The sequence below is a fragment of the Paraburkholderia sp. SOS3 genome (assembly GCF_001922345.1).
Lineage (GTDB): Bacteria > Pseudomonadota > Gammaproteobacteria > Burkholderiales > Burkholderiaceae > Paraburkholderia.
Window position 1 is genome coordinate 2,136,520 of sequence record NZ_CP018811.1, and the last position, 20,352, is coordinate 2,156,871.

Consider the following 20,352-nt stretch of genomic DNA (forward strand, 5'->3'; position numbering starts at 1 on the left):
GTGCTTGAGCGGCCGCTCGTGCGGTGCCTCAGTGGCGTAAAGCCACCGGTGCAACGCGGCGCGTACGCGGGTCCGTTTCCTTTTTCTCTTTTCAATCAGCGATATCGCCGTGCGTCTGACATCGATCAAACTCGCTGGCTTCAAATCATTCGTCGATCCCACGCATTTCCAGGTTCCGGGCCAGCTTGTCGGCGTGGTCGGTCCTAACGGGTGCGGCAAATCCAACATCATCGACGCCGTGCGCTGGGTGCTCGGCGAATCGCGCGCCTCCGAATTGCGCGGCGAATCGATGCAGGACGTGATCTTCAACGGCTCCACGGCGCGCAAGCCCGGCAGCCGCGCGAGCGTCGAACTCGTGTTCGACAACGCCGACGGCCGCGCGGCCGGCCAGTGGGGCCAGTATGCGGAAATCGCCGTCAAGCGCGTGCTGACGCGCGACGGCACGTCGAGCTACTACATCAATAACCTGCCCGCGCGCCGGCGCGATATCCAGGACATCTTCCTCGGCACGGGTCTTGGGCCGCGCGCGTACGCGATCATCGGGCAGGGCATGATCGCGCGCATTATCGAAGCGAAGCCTGAAGAACTGCGCGTGTTTCTCGAAGAAGCCGCGGGCGTGTCGAAGTACAAGGAACGCCGCCGCGAAACCGAGAACCGTCTGCACGATACGCGCGAGAACCTCACGCGCGTCGAAGACATCGTGCGCGAGTTGAGCGCGAACCTCGAAAAGCTCGAAGGCCAGGCCGTCGTCGCGACGAAGTTCAACGAGCTGCAGGCCGAAGGCGAAGAGAAGCAGCGCTTGTTGTGGCTGTTGCGCAAGAACGAGGCGGGCAGCGAGCGCGAGCGTCAGCAGCGCGCGATCGAGCAGGCGCAGATCGACCTCGAAGCGCATACGGCAAAGCTGCGCGAAGTCGAAGCGCAACTCGAAACGCTGCGCGTCGCGCATTACTCGGCGAGCGACGCGATGCAGGGCGCACAAGGTGCGCTCTATGAAGCGAACGCGGAAGTGAGCCGTCTCGAAGCCGAGATCAAATTTATCGTCGAATCGCGCAATCGCGTGCAGGCGCAGATCGCGGCGCTTGCCGCGCAGCGCGAGCAGTGGCAGTCGCAGGCGGAAAAAGCGCGCGGCGATCTCGTCGAGGCCGAGGAGGAACTCGCGGTCGGCGACGAAAAGGCCGCGATCGCCGAAGAAACAGCGGCGGCGAAACACGATGCGCTGCCCGCGCTCGAAGCGCGCTGGCGCGATGCGCAAACGCAGCTCAACGAGGAGCGCGCGAGCATTGCGCAAACCGAGCAGGCGCTGAAGCTCGAAGCCGCGCACCAGCGCAATGCGGACCAGCAGTTGCAGCAACTGCAACAGCGCCACGAGCGTCTGAAGACCGAAGCGGGCGGCCTCGACGCGCCCGATGAAGCGCAGCTCGAAGAGCAGCGTATGCAGCTCGCCGAGCACGAAGCGGTGCTTGCCGACGCGCAGGCGCGTCTGGCCGATGCGCAGGAAACGCTGCCGCGCCTCGACGCCGAGCGGCGTGAAGCGCAGGAGCGCGTGCAGGCCGAAAGTGCACAGATTCATCAGCTCGAAGCGCGCCTTGCCGCTTTGAAGCAGTTGCAGGAGAACGTGCAGACCGAAGGCAAGATCCAGCCGTGGCTCGACAAGCACGAACTCGGCGCGCTGCCGCGCCTGTGGAAGAAGCTGCATGTCGAAGCCGGGTGGGAAACGGCGCTCGAATCGCTGTTGCGCGAACGGCTTGCGGCGCTCGAGGTGTCGAATCTCGATTGGGTCAAGGCATTCGCGACCGATGCGCCGCCGGCCAAGCTCGCATTCTATTCGCCGCCGCTCGCGGGTCAGCCCGCCGTGGCGTCGGATACGCTGCGGCCGCTGCTGTCGCTCGTGCGCATCGACGATGCGGGCTTGCGCGCCGTGCTCAACGACTGGCTCGGCACCGCGTTCGTCGCCGACGATCTCGCGCAGGCGCTGCAGATGCGCGCGCAGTTGCCTGAAGGCGGCGCATTCGTCGTGAAGGCGGGGCATGTCGTGACGCGCGTCGGCGTGCAGTTGTATGCGGCCGATTCCGAGCAGGCCGGCATGCTCGCACGTCAGCAGGAAATCGAGAATCTGACGCGCCAGGTGCGCGCCCAGGCGCTGCTCGCCGACGAAGCGAAGGCCGCCGCGATTCGCGCGGAGGCGTCGCACACGCAGGCTTCGCAAACGTTGAACGACGCACGCCAGCAGGCCGAGCGCGCAACCCAGCGCGTGCACGCGCTGCAGATGGACGTGCTGAAGCTCACGCAGGCGCACGAGCGCTACATGCAGCGCAGCACGCAGATCCGCGAGGAACTCGAAGAGATCACCGCGCAGATCGACGAGCAGCGCGCGTTGCGCGCCGAATCGGAAACGAACTTCGAGCGTCACGACGGCGAGCTTGCGGAACTGCAGGCACGCTTCGAAGATCATCAGCTCGCGTTCGAATCGCTCGACGAGGAACTGACGAATGCGCGTGCCGAAGCGCGCGACCTCGACCGCGCCGCGACCGACGCGCGCTTTGCGGCACGCAATCTGGCCAGCCGCATCGAAGAGCTCAAGCGCAGCATTCAGGTCGCGCACGAGCAGAGCGAGCGCGTCGACGGTTCGCTCGAGGATGCGCGCGCCGAACTCGAAACGATCAACGAGCAGACCGCGCATACGGGCCTGCAGGACGCGCTCGCGATACGCGCGGTGAAGGAAGAGGCACTGCATGCGGCGCGGCTCGAGCTCGACGACCTGACGGCGAAGCTGCGCGAGGCCGACGAAACGCGTCTGACAGCCGAGCGCGCGCTGCAGCCGCTGCGCGACCGGATCACGGAACTGCAACTGAAGGAGCAGGCGGCGCGCCTGAACGCCGAGCAGTTCATCGAGCAACTGGCCGCGGCCGGCGTCGACGAAGCGCAACTGCAGGCGAAGCTCACGCCGGATCTGAAGCCGTCGTATCTGCAGGGCGAAGTGACGCGCATCAACAATGCGATCACTGCGCTCGGACCCGTGAACATGGCCGCGCTCGACGAACTGAAGGCCGCGACCGAGCGCAAGACCTTCCTCGACGCGCAATCGGCTGACCTGACCAACGCGATCGAGACGCTCGAAGACGCGATTCGCAAGATCGACCAGGAAACGCGCACGCTGCTGCAAGGCACCTTCGACGAGGTCAACCATCACTTCGGCGAGCTGTTCCCGCGCCTTTTCGGCGGCGGCCAGGCCAAGCTCATCATGACCGGCGACGAAATTCTCGACGCCGGCGTGCAGGTCATGGCACAACCGCCGGGCAAGAAAAATTCGACGATTCACCTGCTGTCGGGCGGCGAAAAAGCGCTGACGGCCACGGCGCTCGTGTTCGCGATGTTCCAGCTGAACCCGGCGCCGTTCTGTCTGCTCGACGAGGTCGACGCGCCGCTCGACGACGCGAACACCGAACGGTTCGCGAACCTCGTGCGCGCAATGTCGGATAAAACGCAGTTCCTCTTCATTTCACACAACAAGATTGCGATGGAAATGGCGCAGCAGCTGATCGGAGTGACGATGCAGGAGCAGGGTGTGTCGCGTATCGTCGCGGTCGACATGGAAACTGCTGCCGGTTTTGCCCAGAATATCGTTTGAACCCGCGACGCGCGTGCCTGATGACCCGGCGACGAACCGGGGCCGCAAGTGTCGTTGCAAGCGTAGCCTCGACGCGGGTTCAGACGAAGCCGGACGGTGAAAAGCGCGTCGCATAGAGAAGAATTGCTGATGGAGCGTGCATGGACGAGTTGACACTCGGGTTAATCGGCGCGGGCGCCGTGGTGGTAGGGGGCGTGGTCGTGTACAACGCGTGGCAGAGCGCGAAAGTGCGGCGACGGATGCCAAGACCGATGCCGAGCGACGCGGCCGATCCGCTTTCGCGCGACGACCACGAAGAGCAGAGCCCGTTCATTGCGCCGGCACGGCCGACCGTTCGCCGCGATGGCGCACCGGGCGAGCCCGCGGACGAGTCGCAGCGCGTCGAGCCGACTTTCGGCGCGACTGCGCCGCCCGACACGCCGGCCGATATCCAGGCCGAGATGACGTCGCCGAACGGATTCCCCGAGGGTGACGGCGAGGTTGCCAGGCCGCGCGTGCAAGGTTCGGCGCAAGCGCCAGGGCAAGCGGCGCGGCAATCCGGCCAGCCTGGTGCCGCCGGCGGTCCGGACGAGCCTGTCGAGCCGATCATGCCCGCGGCGACCACCATTTCCGCAGCGCCGCCCGCCGTCGTCGACCGGCGCATCGACTGCATCGTGCCGATTCGTCTTGGTGCGCCGGTGGCCGGCGACAAGGTGCTGCCGCTCGCGCAACGGCTGCGCCGCGCGGGCAGCAAGCCCGTGCATATCGAAGGCAGGCCGGAAGGCGGCGGCGCGTGGGAACTGCTGCAAAACGGCGTGCGTTATGACGAGTTGCGCGCGGCCGCGCAGCTTGCGAACCGCAACGGACCGTTGAACGAACTCGAGTTCTCCGAGTTCGTGAGCGGCGTGCAGCAGTTCGCCGATGCGCTCGACGGCGCGCCCGAATTCCCCGACATGATGGAAACCGTGTCGATGGCGCGCGAACTCGACGGTTTTGCCGCGCAGTGCGACGCGCAGCTGTCGATCAACGTGCTTTCCGACGGCGCGCCGTGGTCGGCGAACTACGTGCAGGCGGTCGCTTCGCAGGACGGCCTGCTGCTGTCGCGCGACGGCACGCGGTTTGTGAAGCTCGACGCGAAGCAAAGCCCGGTTTTCATGCTGCAGTTCGGCGATACCAACTTCCTGCGCGACGACCTCACGTACAAGGGCGGCCAGATGATCACGCTGGTGCTCGACGTGCCGGTGGCCGACGAAGACATCCTGCCGTTCCGCCTGATGTGCGACTACGCGAAGTCGCTGTCCGAGCGCATCGGCGGGCGCGTCGTCGACGATCAGCGGCGGCCGTTGCCTGAGGCGGCTCTGCTCGCGATCGAAAAGCAGCTGATGACGCTGTACGCGAAGCTCGAGCAGGCCGGCATCCCGGCGGGGTCGCCGGTGACGCGGCGGTTGTTCAGCCAGTAAGCGCAGTACGTGGAGAACGGGCGCGGGTCGGCTTGCGGCTTCTGTGGCTGACCCTCGCCGCTCGTATGAAAGAGACTGGCGGCGCGAAATGCTGCGTCATTCGATCTCCTTTGGCCATGCGCCGCCACTGATCCACACCTTGATTGCCGCGGCCACGGCTTGGTCCTTTCCATAGAATCCGTGATGCGATAGCGCCTTGCACGGACCGCTTTTCACGTCGCCGCCGTGCACGGCGATCAGCGCATAGCCGCCGCCTTCGGCAATGCGCTTTGCGGCGGCGAACGAGCAGAGAAAGCACGCGTCGTCGGCGTGATGCACGAACAGCTGCCGTGCAGTAATCGAACCGTAGTCAAAGCCGAGCAACGGTGTGGCCTGACCACGCGCGGGGCTCGAAAGTGTCGACGTATGGACGACCGCGTCCCATGTGTCGCGCAAGTCGCGACCGACGTACGCCGACGAGATCGTTCCGCGGCTCGTGCCGATCAGTACGAGTTTTGCTGCGGGAAAGCGCGTGCGCAAGTCGGCGACGATGCGCGCGACATCCTGCGCATGACGCGGCGACGCGCGAAACGCATCCGAATAGCCGCCGGGTTGATCCGACGGCGCGTCGACGAGTGCGGTGGCGAACCGATCGTCGGCAAAGAGCGTGCGCGCGCGAACGAGAAAATTGTTTTTCTCGCGCAAATGCAACGCGCCGTCGTCGCCGATGTGCATATCGAGCCGGCCTTCGCTGCCGGCAAACATCACGAGTACCCAATGCGGCGCGCTGCCGGTTTTCTGCGTGAGCAGATAGTCGATCGACGCACCGGACGCGCCGGACGTACCCGACGCAACTGACGCAACTTCCGGCAACGCGACCTGCACGATCTGTTCGCCTGCGCATGCAGCGTTCGCGAGCATGAGCAATAGCATGACCGTAGCCCACACGGCTACGCGGCGAATCGCGCGGCGTGCGATTGCCAGGGGCGAGCCCGCGGCTTCCCCGCATCGGACAGCGTTCATCGATGTTCCTCGTGATGCGCCTTGCTCCATACGGCTCGACAGGACCGAGTCAACGAGCCGAAAGACCAGAGGCGCGATACATGTTCAGGGTTGCCAAGGTCGCATTGGCGCGGTGCACTGTCAACGGTTCAGCATGAGCGCTAGCCGAACGGCCAGGGAAAATCGCAGCGTCCGCATGCCTGGCCTGGGTTGCCTGCATCCGCGCGTTTGTGCGCGCACGGAACTGGCCGTTCGGCCTATGTCACGCGCGACGCTTCCTGAGATAATCTGGCGTCTGAACCTTATCCGCGAAAACGCTGACAGCATGGCTCGAACCAGGTCCTCCAGTCCCGCCGCTTCCGCCGCGTCGAATGCTCCGTCCGAGCGTGCGCTGTGGCTGCGCGAGCAGCTCGAACGCGCGAACTACGCGTACTACGTGCTCGACCAGCCGGAGCTGCCCGATGCGGAGTACGACAAGCTCTTCAAGGAACTCGAGCAGATCGAAAGCGAGCACCCGGATCTGATCGTGCCCGACTCGCCCACGCAGCGTGTCGGCGGCGAAGTCGCAAGCGGCTTCGAGCCCGTCGTGCACGACATGCCGATGCTGTCGCTGAACAACGGCTTTGCCGATGAAGATATCGCCGCGTTCGACAAGCGCGTGTCCGACGCGCTCGGCCATACGCCGGTCGACTACGCGTGCGAACTCAAGTTCGATGGACTCGCGATCTCGCTGCGCTACGAAGACGGCACATTCGTGCAAGCGGCCACGCGCGGCGATGGCGCGACCGGCGAGAACGTCACGGAAAACGTGCGTACGATCCGTTCGATTCCGCTCAGGCTCAAAGGCCGTCATGTGCCGAAGGTGCTTGACGTGCGCGGCGAAGTGCTGATGTTCAAGCGCGACTTCGAGCGTCTGAACGAACGCCAGCGCGAGGCGGGCCACCGCGAATTCGCCAATCCGCGCAATGCGGCGGCCGGGAGTTTGCGGCAACTCGATCCGAAAATGACGGCGCAGCGGCCGCTGTCGTTTTTCGCGTACGGCATCGGCGTGCTCGACGGCATGCCGATGCCCGACACGCATAGCGCGCTGCTCGACTGGTATCACGAGATGGGCCTGCCGGTGAATAGCCAGCGCGCGGTCGTGCAGGGTGCGGAAGGACTGCTCGGTTTTTTCCGCAAGATCGGCGAGAAGCGCGATGCGCTGCCGTACGACATCGACGGGGTCGTCTACAAGGTCGATCGCCGCGACGAGCAGGACAGGCTCGGTTTCGTCTCGCGCGCCCCGCGTTTTGCGCTGGCGCACAAATTTCCCGCGCAGGAGGCGCTGACAAAACTTGTCGCGATCGACGTGCAGGTCGGCCGTACCGGCGCGATTACGCCGGTCGCGCGGCTCGAGCCCGTGTTCGTCGGCGGCGCCACGGTCACCAATGCAACGCTGCACAACGAAGACGAGGTGCGCCGCAAGGATATCCGCATCGGCGACACGGTGATCGTGCGGCGTGCCGGCGATGTGATTCCCGAAGTGGTCGGCGCGCTCGTCGACCGGCGGCCGGCGGATGCGAAGGCGTTCGTGATGCCGACCTCGTGCCCGGTCTGCGGCTCGGCCATCGAACGCCTGCCCGGCGAGGCGATTGCGCGTTGCAGCGGAGGCCTCTTCTGCCCCGCGCAGCGCAAGCAGGCGTTGTGGCATTTCGCGCAGCGCCGTGCGCTCGATATCGACGGACTCGGCGAAAAGATCATCGACCAGCTGGTCGAGCAGAACCTCGTGCGCACGCCGGCGGACCTCTTCAATCTCGGCTTCGCGACGCTTGCCGCGCTCGACCGTTTTGCCGACAAGTCGGCGCAGAATCTGCTCGATTCGCTCGAAAAGGCCAAGCATACGACGCTCGCGCGATTTATCTACGCGCTCGGTATCCGGCATGTCGGCGAATCGACCGCAAAAGACCTTGCGAAGCATTTCGGTTCGCTCGATCCGATCATGAGCGCGAGCGTCGACGAACTGCTCGAGGTCAACGATGTCGGTCCGATCGTCGCCGAAGCGATTCACCAGTTCTTCGCTGAAGAGCACAACCTTACGGTTATCGATCAACTGCGCGCACCGGGCAGGGTAACGTGGCCCGAAGGCCCGCCGGCGCCGAAGGCGCCGCAAGGCGTGCTGGCCGGCAAGACAATCGTGCTGACGGGCACGCTGCCGAATCTCGCGCGCGAAGAAGCGAAGGAAATGCTCGAGGCGGCCGGCGCAAAAGTGGCCGGTTCGGTGTCGAAGAAAACGGACTATGTGGTGGCGGGCACGGAAGCGGGCAGCAAGCTCGCAAAAGCCGAGGAACTTGGCATTCCCGTACTCGACGAAGAGGGTATGCGCAAGCTACTGGAGAGGCAGACAATATGATTCGCGAAATTCTGAAAATGGGCGATCCACGCCTCTTGCGGATTGCCAATCCCGTCGACCATTTCGATACGCCCGAGCTGCACGAGCTTATCAAGGACATGTTCGAAACCATGCACGACGCGAACGGCGCGGGGCTGGCCGCGCCGCAGATCGGCGTCGATCTGCAAGTCGTGATTTTTGGTTTCGGGCATAACGAACGCTACCCCGATGCACCGTCGGTGCCCGAAACGGTGCTGATCAACCCCACCGTCACACCCGTGTCGCAGGACATGGAAGAGGGCTGGGAAGGGTGTCTGTCGGTGCCGGGGCTGCGCGGCGTCGTGAGCCGGTTCTCGATGATCCGCTACCACGGCTTCGACCAGTTCGGCAAAGCCATCGACCGCGTCGCGGAAGGCTTTCATGCGCGCGTCGTCCAGCACGAGTGCGACCACCTGATCGGCAAGCTGTACCCGATGCGGATTACGGATTTCTCCAAGTTCGGCTTTACGGAAATCCTGTTTCCGGATCTCGATCCGCGCAGCGACGATTGAGCGACAGGCGTTGCCTCGCGCGAGCAGTCGGACCGCTCGCGCGTGCGCCGTGCAGGTTCAGAACGTCTCGTCGACCGACAGATACCGCCACTGGCCCGGCGGCAGTGCGCCTAGCGCGATCTTGCCCATCCGCACGCGCTTTAACCCCACCACCTGCAGCCCGACCAGTTCGCACATCCGGCGAATCTGGCGCTTCTTGCCTTCGCGCAGTACGAAACGCAATTGTTCGCCGTTTTGCCAGCTGACCTGCGCGGTCTTGAGCGGGACGCCGTCGAGTTCGAGGCCGTGGCGCAGCTTCGCGAGGCTCTCGGGCGGAAAGTGCTGTTCGACGTCAGCCTCGACATCGCCGTAAGTCACGCGCACGAGGTATTCCTTGTCGACTTCGGAGTGTCCACCGATCAGCTGTTTGGCGACGCGGCCGTCCTGCGTCAGCACGAGCAGGCCAGTCGAATCGATATCGAGGCGTCCAGCCGGCGCGAGCTGGCGCAGATGCGCGACGGAAAAGCGGATGTCGGTGCGATCGCCTTCCCAGCGATTGGCCGGCGTGACGAGCGTGACGGCCGGCTGATAGCCGTCCTCCGCCTGGCCCGACACAAAGCCGACCGGCTTGTGCAGCAGGATCGTGACCCGACGCGCCTGCGCGGCCTCGGCAGCGGGATCGATCTCGATGTTCACGTCAGGCCGCACGCGCGTGCCGAGCGTGTCGATGCGCTCGCCGTCGACGCTCACCCAGCCTTTCTCGATCCATTCGTCGGCCTCGCGGCGCGAGCACAAACCGAGCTCGGACATCAGTTTCGACAGGCGCAGCATGCCGGGCGCGTCGGCGTGCTCGCGGCGCGGCTTGTGGTCCGTGACGTCGGCTGCTGGAGCGCGCGCGCTCGACGCGTTTGCTTTTCGCGCGGTTTTTGCGGGAGCGCCGGCTTTGTTGCCGCGCGGCATATCGGTCTTGCCGCCGCGAGGTGCGCCGGGCGAAGCGCTCGCGCGCCGCGGTCGCTCGTCGCGTTCGATGCGGTCCTGCCGTTCCGCATAAGCCCCTTTCACGGGGCGCACGAACGTGCGCTCGCCGCTGCCGCGGCCCGTCGCTCCAGTCGTTCCGGTCGCGCGCGGTTCCGCCCGGCCGCGCGTGGTCGACGGGCGTTCGGCATCGCGTGAAGCCCGATCGCGCGACGGTGCCGCGCGATCGGACGACGACCGGTAGGGTGCGTCCGCGCCGCGCGATGACGCCCCGCGATCGCCTGGCGCGCGTCTGGGCGCGTCGACTCCGCGCGTCGGCCTTCTTGCTTCGCCTGCTCCACGCGCATCGCTATACGGCCGGCGTTGCGGCGCGTCGCCGGATGACCGGCGCGGGCGGTCGTCATCGCGGTCGCGCATGCCGCGCGTCTCGCGTTTGTCGAAGGCCGATCCACCTTCGCTGCGCCGCGGCGCAGCCGTAGCCGACGATGAACCGCGGGCCGTGCGTTCGGCAAGAGGCCGTCGCAGCGCACCTTCGGCGTCGCCACGAGTGCGAGGGCGCGCGCCGTCTGCTGTTGAAGCACCCGAACGCGGTGCGCGCTCCGAAAACGGCCGTCGTGGTGCACCTTCGGCGTCGCCACGAGTGCGAGGGCGCGCGCCGTCTGCTGTCGAAGCGCCTGAACGCGGTGCGCGCTCCGAAAACGGTCGTCGCGGTGCACCTTCGGTGTCGCCACGAGTGCGAGGGCGTGCGTCGTCTCCTGTCGAAGCGCCTGAACGCGGTGTGCGCTCCGAAAACGGTCGTCGCGGTGTACCTTCGGCGTCGCCACGAGTGCGAAGGCGTGCGCCGTCCGCTGTCGAAGCACCCGAGCGTGGTGCACGCTCCGAAAACGGCCGTCGCGGCGTACGTTCCGAGTCGCCGCGAACACGCCCGGCGGTTCGATCACCGGCATCGCGGGCACCAGGCGCCGAGGCGCGCTGCGCCTCGTTCACGGGCCGTTCCGTCGACCGCGCAGCGCCAAACGTGGCGTTCGACGAACGGTCGCCGCCCCTTGGCTTGCTCGCGCGGGCGCGGCCCTCGGCCGCACCCGATTTCGCACCCGCCGCACGCGCGCGATCGGACGTGCCCTTGCCACCGGCCTTACCGTCTGTTTTGTCCGGCGCCTTACGCACCGCCGGCTTGCGTGCGTTTGCGCTGCCCGGCCGCACCGGCGCGCGCTCGGCCGAAGCGGGCCGCGGATGCTTCGCTGTTAACTTGGTTCGCATAAAAATGGAGGCTGCGCTTTACACTGCGATCGCGCGCAGCAATTCGGTTTCGACCTGGATTTGACGCCGGTTGTCGGAAAGGCCGTGTCCATCGAGCAGGAACACGTCCTCGACGCGTTCGCCGAGCGTATTGATCCGCGCCGCGTGGACGCCGACCCGGTGCTCGGCCAGTACGCGCGCGATCGAATAAAGAAGGCCCGGCCGGTCGTTCGCAGACACGGACAGGATGTAGTATTGGCCGCGTTCGTCGGCCCGAAGGTCGACGCGCGGCGTGATCGGAAACGTGCGCGACAGCCGCGAGAGCCGTCCCTTCGACGGTTCCGGCAGCAGCGTGCCGGCTGCGCCGGAAAGGCGCAGCGTCAGTTCCTGTTCGACGAGATTCGCGATGTCGCGGTAGTGCACGTCCTGCTCGGTGTGCGCCACGATAAAGTTGTCGAGCGCGTAGCCGTGCTGCGTCGTGCTCACGCGCGCATCGAGCACCGACAGGCCGTTGCGGTCGAAGTACGCGCAGATGCCGGCGAACAGGTCAGGGCGGTCCTTCACGTAGACGAGCACCTGCAGCGCCTCGCCGACCGGCGAGGGCCGCGCGCGCACGATCGGCGTTTCGGTTTCGACGTGGCGATAGAGCACGCGCGTCTGCCATGCGATATCGGCCGGATCGTGACGCAGGAAGTAGCCGACGTCGAGTTTGTCCCAGAGCACTTTGTGCGCGTATTCGGGCACGGTTTCGAGCCGCAGCAGCGCAAGCGCTTCGTCCTTGCGCGTCTGCATCTCGGCATGCGCATCGGGCCGCGCACCGCCAAGCACCGACAGCGTCACGCGGTACAGGTCCTCGAGCAGCTTGCCCTTCCACGTGTTCCAGACCTTCGGGCTCGTACCGCGGATATCGGCCACCGTCAGCAGGTACAGCGCAGTGAGGCGCCGCTCGTTGTCGACCAGTTCTGCAAACCTTCTGATCACTTCGGGGTCGCTCGTGTCCTGCTTCTGCGCGACCTGGCTCATCGTCAGATGCTGCTCGACGAGCCACACGACGAGCGCGGTGTCTTCGTCGTCCATGCCGTGCTCGCGGCAGAAGCGCCGCGCATCGGCCATGCCGAGCTTCGAGTGGTCGCCGCCGCGGCCCTTCGCGATGTCGTGAAAGAGCGCCGCCACATACAGCACCCACGGCCGCTCGAAATTCGTGATCAGCTGGCTGCAGAACGGGTACTCGTGCGCGTGCTCGGCGATCGCGAAACGGCGCAGGTTGCGCAGCACCATCAGGATGTGCTGGTCGACCGTATAGACGTGATACAGGTCGTGCTGCATCTGTCCAACGATGCGGCGGAAATTCAGCAGATAGCGGCCGAGCACGCTCGTCTGGTTCATCAGGCGAAACGCGTGCGTGATGCCGGCCGGCTGCTTCAGGATGGCCATGAAGAGGTGCCGGTTCTCGGGGTCGCGCCGCCAGCGCTGGTCCATCTTGTCGCGTGCGTTGTAGAGCGCGCGCAGCGTGCGCGCCGACAGCCCCTTCACGCCCGGTGTTTCTTCATACAGCAGGAACGCCTCGAGAATCGCGTTCGGGTGACGCTCGAAGACGTCGTCGGTGGCGATTTCGAGCATGCCCTGCTTTTCGACGAAGCGCTCCGAAATGACGCGCGTGATGCCGCTCGTGCTCGGGAACAATTGCGCTTCGACGTTCTGGATCAGGATGGTCGCGAGTTGCGTGACTGCCTTCGCGGCCCAGTAGTAGCGACGCATCAGCTGTTCGCTGGCGCGGCGCGTCGACGTTGCCTTGTAGCCGAAGCTCTCGGCAAGCGGCGTTTGCAGATCGAAAACGAGAATGTCCTGACGGCGTCCGGCGAGCACGTGCAGCCGCGCGCGCAGCGTTTTCAGGAACCCTTCGTTGCGGCGCAATTCGCGCGCCTCGCGCGAGGTGATGAGCCCGCGCGCCTCGAGTTCGCGCCAGCTGCTGCCGAAGCCCGCCGCGCGCGTGACCCACAAGATGAGCTGCAGGTCGCGCAAGCCGCCTGGGCTCTCCTTGACGTTCGGTTCGAGCGCGTACGGCGTATCCTGAAACTTCGCATGGCGCTGCCGCATTTCGAGCACTTTCGCCTGGAAGAACGCACGCGGATCGAGCGCATCGCGGTAGCGCAGCGCAAAGTTCTCGAACAGCGCGGTGCTGCCGCAAAGGCGCCGCGCTTCGAGCAGCGACGTGCGCACGGTGACGTCGTTCGCGGCCTCTTCGAGACACTGCGAGACGCTGCGCACGCTGCTGCCGAGTTCGAGCCCGAGGTCCCACGCGAGGCCGATGAACTTCTCGATGCACGCTTCGCTACCCGGTACCGGCGCGTCGGGCAGCAGCACGAGGATGTCGATATCCGAGTGCGGTGCGAGTTCGCCGCGTCCGTAGCCGCCCACGGCGACGAGCGCAAACGACGAAGACAACTCGCACGCGGACCACGCGCTCCTGAGCGCGTCGTCGGTGATCTGCGCGAGCGCGTGCATCGGCGCGTCGACGTTGGCCGCCGTCTTGAAGCGCTCCAGCAACGGATTTTTGGCCATCTTGTAGTCCGCCCTCAGGGACGTGGCTTCGGACTGGGCGGCTGCAACGCTACTCATAGGCGGTGGGGGTGCGGGTGACGAGGCGCAATCAGGCGGTGGCGGCGGCAACGATTTGCGGACGCTCGGGCGTGCCGGCGGAAACAGTCAGCACTTCGTAACCGGTCGGCGTGACGAGAATCGTATGCTCCCATTGCGCGGACAGGCTGCGGTCTTTTGTCTTGACGGTCCACTGGTCGGGCATCGTGCGGATGTCGCGGCGGCCCGCATTGATCATCGGCTCGATCGTGAAGATCATGCCTGCTTCGAGTTCGATGCCGGTGCCGGGGCGACCGTAGTGCAGCACCTGCGGCTCGTCGTGAAACACGGTGCCGATGCCGTGCCCGCAGTATTCGCGCACGACGCTATAGCCTTGCGATTCCGCGTGCTTCTGGATGGCGTGGCCGATGTCGCCGAGATGGGCGCCCGCGCGCACCTGCTCGATGCCGAGCCACATGCATTCGTAGGTGGTCTGCACAAGACGCTTCGCGAGAATCGACCCATCGCCGACGACGAACATGCGGCTCGTATCGCCGAAAAAGCCATTCTTGATGACGGTGACGTCGATATTGAGCGTGTCGCCGTTCTTGAGCACCTTGTCGCCGGGAATGCCGTGACAGATCACGTCGTTCACCGATGTGCAAACCGATTTCGGATACGGCGGATAGCCGGGCGGCTGGTAGTTGAGCGGCGCGGGGATCGTGCCTTGCACGTTCACCATGTATTCGTGGCACAGACGGTCGAGCTCGCCCGTCGTGACGCCGACCTTGACGAACGGCGTGATGTAGTCGAGCACCTCGCTTGCGAGCCGGCCGGCGACGCGCATCTGCTCGATGTCGTGTTCGTTTCTGAGCGTAATAGTCATTGAATGGGGCCTTGAAGAAAGCCAGGCAGGCTTGTTCCGGGGTGAACCTCGGGGTCGACCTGGAAATTCGACCTGGAACTTGACCTGGCGTTGGGCCTGCATTTCCCGGCCCATCTTTCGAACCTGCAAGCGGGACCGAAATGCGAATTTATCCGCGAATTATCGCACCATCTGCCCGCTGCCGCAGGCTTTTGCAAGGTGGGCGGGGGCGAGGAGGGCGCAGCTTCGCGAATGAGCCGGCCGGGTTGAGCCGTGCAATAGTCGCGTGCTATAATCTTCGGCTAAGTCGCTCGCCAAGGCAGTCCTCAAGGCAAACCCCACGGGCAAACCCAACGGCAACGCTAGGGCAACCCCCTAGGCAGCTCCAGGGGCAGTCTCGAGGCAATCAGGCAGGCGGCTAACTCGCAAGCCGGCGCACCCAGGGTGTCCGCGGCGTCCTTCTTCGAGGTATGGGAAGTAAGGATCGCGCCACGGATACGGCAGCCGGCTTAAGACCCAACCCTCGCGGAGATTCAATCCATGGCAGTTACCATGCGTCAGATGCTGGAAGCCGGTGTCCACTTCGGTCACCAGACGCGCTTCTGGAACCCCAAGATGGCCCCGTTCATTTTCGGCCATCGCAACAAGATTCACATCATCAACCTCGAAAAGACGCTGCCGATGTACAACGACGCGCTGAAGTACGTGCGTCAACTGGCAGCGAACCGCGGCACGATCCTGTTCGTCGGCACGAAGCGCCAGTCGCGCGACACGATCGCGGAAGCGGCGCAGCGCGCGGGCATGCCGTTCGTGAACGCACGCTGGCTCGGCGGCATGCTGACCAACTTCAAGACGCTGAAGGTATCGATCAAGCGGCTGAAGGACATGGAAACGGCGGTCGAGGCGGGTGAGCTCGAGAAGATGAGCAAGAAGGAAGCGCTGTTGTTCGAGCGCGAAATCGCGAAGCTGCAGAAGTCGATCGGCGGCGTGAAAGATATGGGCGGCATTCCGGACGCGATCTTCGTCGTGGACGTCGGCTATCACAAGATTGCCGTCACCGAAGCGAACAAGCTCGGCGTGCCGGTTATCGCGGTGGTCGATACGAACCACTCGCCGGAAGGCATCGACTACGTGATCCCGGGCAACGACGACGCGAGTAAAGCCGTCACGCTGTACGCACAAGGCGTGGCTGACGCGATCCTCGAAGGCCGCGCGAACGCGGTCAACGAAGTCGTGCAGGCGGCGCGCGGCGGTGACGACGGCGACGAGTTCGTCGAGGTCAACGGAGAAGCCTGAGTCGGCTCAGGCGACCTGGGTCCGGCAAAAAAGGGGGCTAACTAGAGGCCCCCTTTTTTTAAGCCGGCGTCAGGTGAAGAGCGCGGCGCGCATTCGGCACGAGCGGCGCGCGTCGGGCGAAACGAATCGTTGCCGTGGGCAGTGCGGCTCGCAGTGGGAAGCACGGCCGGCGGCAGGTACAGACTCAAGGAGCGAATGATGGCGGCAATTACCGCAAGCATGGTTGCAGAACTGCGCGCGAAGACCGATGCGCCGATGATGGAATGCAAGAAGGCGCTGACCGAAGCCGACGGCGACATGGCGCGTGCGGAAGAACTGCTGCGCGTGAAGCTCGGCAACAAGGCGAGCAAGGCGGCATCGCGCGTCACGGCTGAAGGCGTGATCGCATCGTTCATCGGCGGCAACGCGGGCGCGATCGTCGAGCTGAACTGCGAAACCGACTTCGTCTCGAAGAACGACGATTTCATCGCGTTCTCGAAGCAGGTCGCGGAACTGGTCGCAACGAAAAACCCGGCTGACGTCGCGGCGCTGTCGGCGCTGACGTTGAACGGCGAAACGGTCGACGCGGTACGTCTCGCGCTCGTCGGCAAGATCGGCGAAAACCTGTCGATTCGCCGCTTCGCGCGCTTCGAGACGTCGAACAAGCTGGTTTCGTATCTGCATGGCACGCGTATCGGCGTGCTCGTCGAGTACACGGGCGCCGACGAACAGGTCGGCAAGGACGTCGCGATGCACATCGCGGCCATGAAGCCGGTGTCGCTGTCGGCAGACGAAGTGCCGGCCGATCTGATCGCGAAGGAACGCAGTATCGCCGAACAGAAGGCGGCCGAATCGGGCAAGCCGGCTGAAATCGTCGCGAAGATGGTCGACGGCAGCGTGCAGAAGTACCTGAAGGAAGTGTCGCTGCTGAACCAGCCGTTCGTGAAGAACGACAAGCAGACGATCGAGCAGATGTTGAAGGCGGCGGGCACGAGCGTGCAGAAGTTCGCGCTGTTCGTGGTCGGCGAGGGCATCGAGAAGCGTCAGGACGACTTCGCGGCCGAAGTGGCCGCACAAGTCGCTGCTGCAAAGCAGCAATAAACGCTAAGGTAGCAGGCACGTAGCAGACAGTTTCATTTTTTACTTGCTTCACGCTTCACCGTAGTACCCGCGGCAGCGTAGTATGCCGCCGCGGGCCGGCAGCGCCGCCCGATCCGGTTGGGCACCGCCTGGCCTCCGTTCGCTTCGCGGGGCTCCGGCGCAAGGCCATGCGCGGCATCGGGGCCGGTGCGCGTCGCAATCCGCGCCGCGCGCCTTCCCGGTGCCTTGCACGGATCGCCAATGAATTTGGCGGCGCTTGCCCGAACCAGCATTTCACCCCTACAGTTCCACGTTGTTGTCTACTGCGCGATCTGGATATCTCTATGCCCACTGCCTACAAACGCGTCCTCCTGAAACTCTCCGGTGAAGCTCTGATGGGCGACGATGCCTTCGGCATCAATCGCGCGACGATCGAAAGAATGGTGGCGGACGTGGCCGAGGTGGTGCGGCTCGGTACGCAGCTCGCCGTCGTGATCGGCGGCGGCAATATTTTCCGCGGTGTCGCGGGCGGCGCGGCCGGCATGGACCGCGCGACCGCCGACTACATGGGCATGCTCGCGACGATGATGAACGCGCTCGCGCTGCAGGATGCGATGCGCCACGCGGGCATCGAGGCGCGCGTCCAGTCGGCGCTGCGCATGGATCAGGTGGTCGAACCGTATATCCGTCCGCGCGCGATCCGTCAGCTCGAAGAGGGCAAGGTCGTGATCTTCGCGGCCGGCACCGGCAACCCGTTCTTCACGACCGACACGGCCGCCGCGCTGCGCGGCTCGGAAGTGGGCGCCGAAGTCGTGCTGAAGGCGACCAAGGTGGACGGCGTCTATTCGGCCGATCCGCGCAAGGACGCGTCGGCGACGCGCTATACGACAATCAGCTTCGACGAGGCAATTGGCCGCAATCTGCAGGTCATGGACGCGACCGCGTTCGCGCTGTGCCGCGATCAGAAGCTGCCGATCCGGGTGTTTTCGATCGTCAAACCCGGAGCGCTCAAGCGCATTATTCAGGGCGAAGACGAAGGCACCCTCGTGCACGTGTAAACTCCCTGTCACATCAGCTGGGCTCGAGCGCGAGAAGAGGCCGCGGCGATTCGCCTGCTGGCCGGCTCGCATCGTTTTGAAGGTTCGGAGGTTTAATCATGTCTGTGGCTGACATCAAGAAGGGCGCTGAACAGAAAATGCAGCGCTCGATCGACGCGTTCAAGAACGATCTGTCGAAGATCCGCACGGGCCGTGCGCACACGGGGCTGCTCGACCACATCCAGGTCGACTACTATGGCTCGCCTGTACCGATTTCGCAGGTCGCGAACCTGACGCTCGTCGATGCGCGCACGATCGGCGTTCAGCCGTGGGAAAAGAAGATGGTCACGGTGGTCGAAAAGGCCATCCGCGAATCGGACCTCGGCCTGAATCCGGCCGCGCAAGGCGACGTGATCCGCGTGCCGATGCCTGCGCTGACCGAGGAACGCCGCCGCGAACTGACGAAGGTCGTCAGGAGCGAAGGCGAAACCGCCAAGGTTGCAGTGCGCAATCTGCGCCGCGACGCGAATGAGCAACTGAAGAAGCTCGTAAAAGACAAAGAGATTTCCGAAGACGACGAGCGTCGCGCCAGTGACGACGTGCAGAAGCTGACGGACAAATTCGTCGCGGAAATCGACAAGCTCGTGCAGACGAAAGAAGCCGAGATCATGACGGTCTGATGCCGCGCGGCATCGGCACCTTCAAGTTCTTCACTTCTTTATTTGCAGAGTTACTTCCGACGGCCATGACCTATACCAGCTCAACCGTTCTCGTGCCTGATGTCTCGGCTGTGCCGCGCCACATCGCGATCATCATGGACGGCAACGGCCGTTGGGCGACGCAGCGCAGGCTGCCTCGCGTGGCCGGCCATTCGCGCGGTGTCGACGCGGTGCGCGCGACCGTCGAAGCGTGCGCGCGGCGCGGCGTCGAATACCTGACGCTGTTCGCGTTCAGCTCCGAAAACTGGCGGCGCCCGGAAGACGAAGTCTCGTTCCTGATGCGGCTTTTCGTGACGGCGCTCGAACGCGAGATCGGCAAGCTGCATGCGAACGGCATCAAGCTGCGTGTGGTCGGCGATCTATCGGCGTTCGACCGGCGCATCCAGGATCTGATCCGCCGCGCGGAGACTAAAACCGCGCGCAATACACGCCTGACGCTGACGATCGCCGCGAACTACGGCGGCCGCTGGGACATCATGCAAGCCACCCGCAAGCTCGTCGCCGAGGCGGCGCTCACGGGCCGTCCGGTCGAAGTCAGCGAGGAAGCTTTCAGCGAGCACCTCGCGATGGCCTACGCGCCGGAGCCGGATCTGTTTATCCGCACGGGCGGCGAGCAGCGCGTCTCGAACTTCCTGCTGTGGCAGCTCGCCTACACCGAGTTTTACTTCACGGACACGTTCTGGCCGGATTTCGACGCCGACGCGCTGAATCACGCCATCGCGTCGTATACCGAGCGGGAGCGGCGCTTCGGCCGCACCAGCGCCCAGCTCGAGACGCAGACGTCGCAGTCGCAGAACGCCGATTCGCTTTCATGCTGAAGACCCGTGTCATCACGGCGATCGTTCTGCTGGCGGTGCTCGTGCCCGTTACGCTGTTTGCGCCGATCGGCGCATTCGGCGCGCTGATCGCGTTCGTGGTCGTGTTTGCCGCGTGGGAATGGGCGCGGCTTCTGAAGCTGGCCGGTGCGGGGCCGATCGTCTATGCGATCGTCGCGGCGCTTGCGCTCGTCGCGAGCACGAAGCTCGGCGTCGGGCTCGTCGCGCCGCGGCCGCTATTCGAGGCGGCGGCGATTTTCTGGGTGCTGGTCGGCCCGTTCGTGCTGATTCGTAAGCCTGTGCTTGCCGAAGGCGGTTGGCGCGCGTTCCTGCTCGTGGCGGGCATCGTCGCGTTTGCCGCGTGCTGGCACGCGCTCGTGGCCGCGCGCATCGCCGGCGTCGCATTCGTGCTTTCCCTGCTGCTGGTGGTCTGGCTGGCCGATATCGGCGCATACTTCGCCGGTAAGGCTTTCGGAAAGCACAAGCTGGCACCGGCCATCAGCCCCGGCAAGACCTGGGAAGGGGCGATCGGCGGCTGGCTCGCGGTGATGATCGTGGCCGCGCTCGCGGTGCTGACCCGCGCCTTCGAGCCGACCCTGTTTTACGCGCTGCTGGAACACCTCGGTTCCATTCGTGCGTTCATTGCGCTGACGCTGCTCGTCGCGTTCAGCGTGGTCGGCGATCTGTTCGAGTCGATGTTGAAACGCCAGGCCGGCGTCAAGGATTCGAGCGGCCTCCTGCCAGGCCACGGCGGTGTGCTCGACCGCATCGACGCGTTGTTGCCCGTGCTGCCGCTCGCCATGCTGCTGCTCGGCTAGAGAAAA

General features: G+C 65.0%; 14 protein-coding genes. 10 read left to right on the forward strand and 4 right to left on the reverse strand.

What is annotated here, in order from left to right; genetic code table 11:
- Positions 1-109 precede the first annotated feature (109 nt).
- Positions 110-3,628 carry a chromosome segregation protein SMC gene (gene smc / locus BTO02_RS09750; RefSeq protein ID WP_075156861.1) on the forward strand — a complete coding sequence of 1,173 codons (3,519 nt, stop codon included), beginning with the start codon at positions 110-112 and terminating at the stop codon, positions 3,626-3,628.
- A gap of 140 nt (positions 3,629-3,768) precedes the next feature.
- Entirely contained in the window at positions 3,769-5,067 is a 1,299-nt protein-coding gene (locus BTO02_RS09755; protein WP_075156862.1) for a cell division protein ZipA C-terminal FtsZ-binding domain-containing protein, read from the forward strand.
- A 96-nt stretch (positions 5,068-5,163) separates the two neighbouring features.
- Here the strand turns inward: BTO02_RS09755 and BTO02_RS09760 are convergent, their stop codons facing one another.
- On the reverse strand, positions 5,164-6,069 hold the full coding sequence (locus tag BTO02_RS09760; RefSeq protein ID WP_232243493.1) for a hypothetical protein: 906 nt from the start codon (positions 6,067-6,069) through the stop codon (positions 5,164-5,166).
- 304 nt (positions 6,070-6,373) lie between these two features.
- On the opposite strand from BTO02_RS09760, the gene ligA reads away from it, so the two are divergent.
- Together ligA and def are read left to right on the forward strand one after the other, a co-directional pair.
- A complete protein-coding gene (gene ligA / locus BTO02_RS09765) occupies positions 6,374-8,437 on the forward strand; it encodes an NAD-dependent DNA ligase LigA (RefSeq protein ID WP_075156864.1) in 2,064 nt (687 codons plus the stop codon).
- Positions 8,434-8,967 (forward strand): peptide deformylase, encoded by a 534-nt coding sequence (gene def, locus BTO02_RS09770; protein WP_075156865.1) that lies wholly within the window; start codon positions 8,434-8,436, stop codon positions 8,965-8,967. Before ligA ends, def begins: the two co-directional genes overlap by 4 nt.
- A 57-nt stretch (positions 8,968-9,024) precedes the next feature.
- Here def and BTO02_RS35500 read toward each other — a convergent pair whose 3' ends face one another.
- The 3 genes from BTO02_RS35500 to map form a co-directional block, all read right to left on the reverse strand.
- Positions 9,025-10,008 carry a pseudouridine synthase gene (locus BTO02_RS35500; RefSeq protein WP_332262261.1) on the reverse strand — a complete coding sequence of 328 codons (984 nt, stop codon included), beginning with the start codon at positions 10,006-10,008 and terminating at the stop codon, positions 9,025-9,027.
- Between the two features lie 1,191 nt (positions 10,009-11,199).
- Entirely contained in the window at positions 11,200-13,779 is a 2,580-nt protein-coding gene (locus tag BTO02_RS09780; RefSeq protein ID WP_075156867.1) for a [protein-PII] uridylyltransferase, read from the reverse strand.
- Between the two features lie 31 nt (positions 13,780-13,810).
- Complete coding sequence (gene map / locus BTO02_RS09785) at positions 13,811-14,623, reverse strand: type I methionyl aminopeptidase (RefSeq protein WP_075156868.1); 813 nt, start codon at positions 14,621-14,623, stop codon at positions 13,811-13,813.
- Between the two features lie 519 nt (positions 14,624-15,142).
- Between map and rpsB the strand changes: the two genes are divergently transcribed.
- From rpsB to BTO02_RS09815, 6 genes are all read left to right on the forward strand, one after another.
- A complete protein-coding gene (gene rpsB, locus BTO02_RS09790) occupies positions 15,143-15,898 on the forward strand; it encodes a 30S ribosomal protein S2 (RefSeq protein ID WP_075156869.1) in 756 nt (251 codons plus the stop codon).
- 198 nt (positions 15,899-16,096) lie between these two features.
- Positions 16,097-16,978: a translation elongation factor Ts gene (tsf, locus tag BTO02_RS09795; protein WP_075158743.1), complete on the forward strand. Its 882-nt coding sequence runs from the start codon at positions 16,097-16,099 to the stop codon at positions 16,976-16,978.
- Positions 16,979-17,301: 323 nt separating this feature from the next.
- The gene (gene pyrH, locus BTO02_RS09800; RefSeq protein WP_075156870.1) at positions 17,302-18,015 is read left to right on the forward strand and encodes a UMP kinase; all 714 of its coding nucleotides are present in this window, start codon (positions 17,302-17,304) and stop codon (positions 18,013-18,015) included.
- A 98-nt stretch (positions 18,016-18,113) separates the two neighbouring features.
- On the forward strand, positions 18,114-18,674 hold the full coding sequence (frr, locus tag BTO02_RS09805) for a ribosome recycling factor (protein ID WP_075156871.1): 561 nt from the start codon (positions 18,114-18,116) through the stop codon (positions 18,672-18,674).
- Positions 18,675-18,739: 65 nt separating this feature from the next.
- Positions 18,740-19,531, forward strand: a complete 792-nt coding sequence (uppS, locus tag BTO02_RS09810) for a polyprenyl diphosphate synthase (protein ID WP_075158744.1) — start codon at positions 18,740-18,742, stop codon at positions 19,529-19,531.
- On the forward strand, positions 19,525-20,346 hold the full coding sequence (locus BTO02_RS09815; RefSeq protein ID WP_075156872.1) for a phosphatidate cytidylyltransferase: 822 nt from the start codon (positions 19,525-19,527) through the stop codon (positions 20,344-20,346). The genes uppS and BTO02_RS09815 overlap by 7 nt, the downstream gene beginning before the upstream one ends.
- Positions 20,347-20,352: the final 6 nt, after the last annotated feature.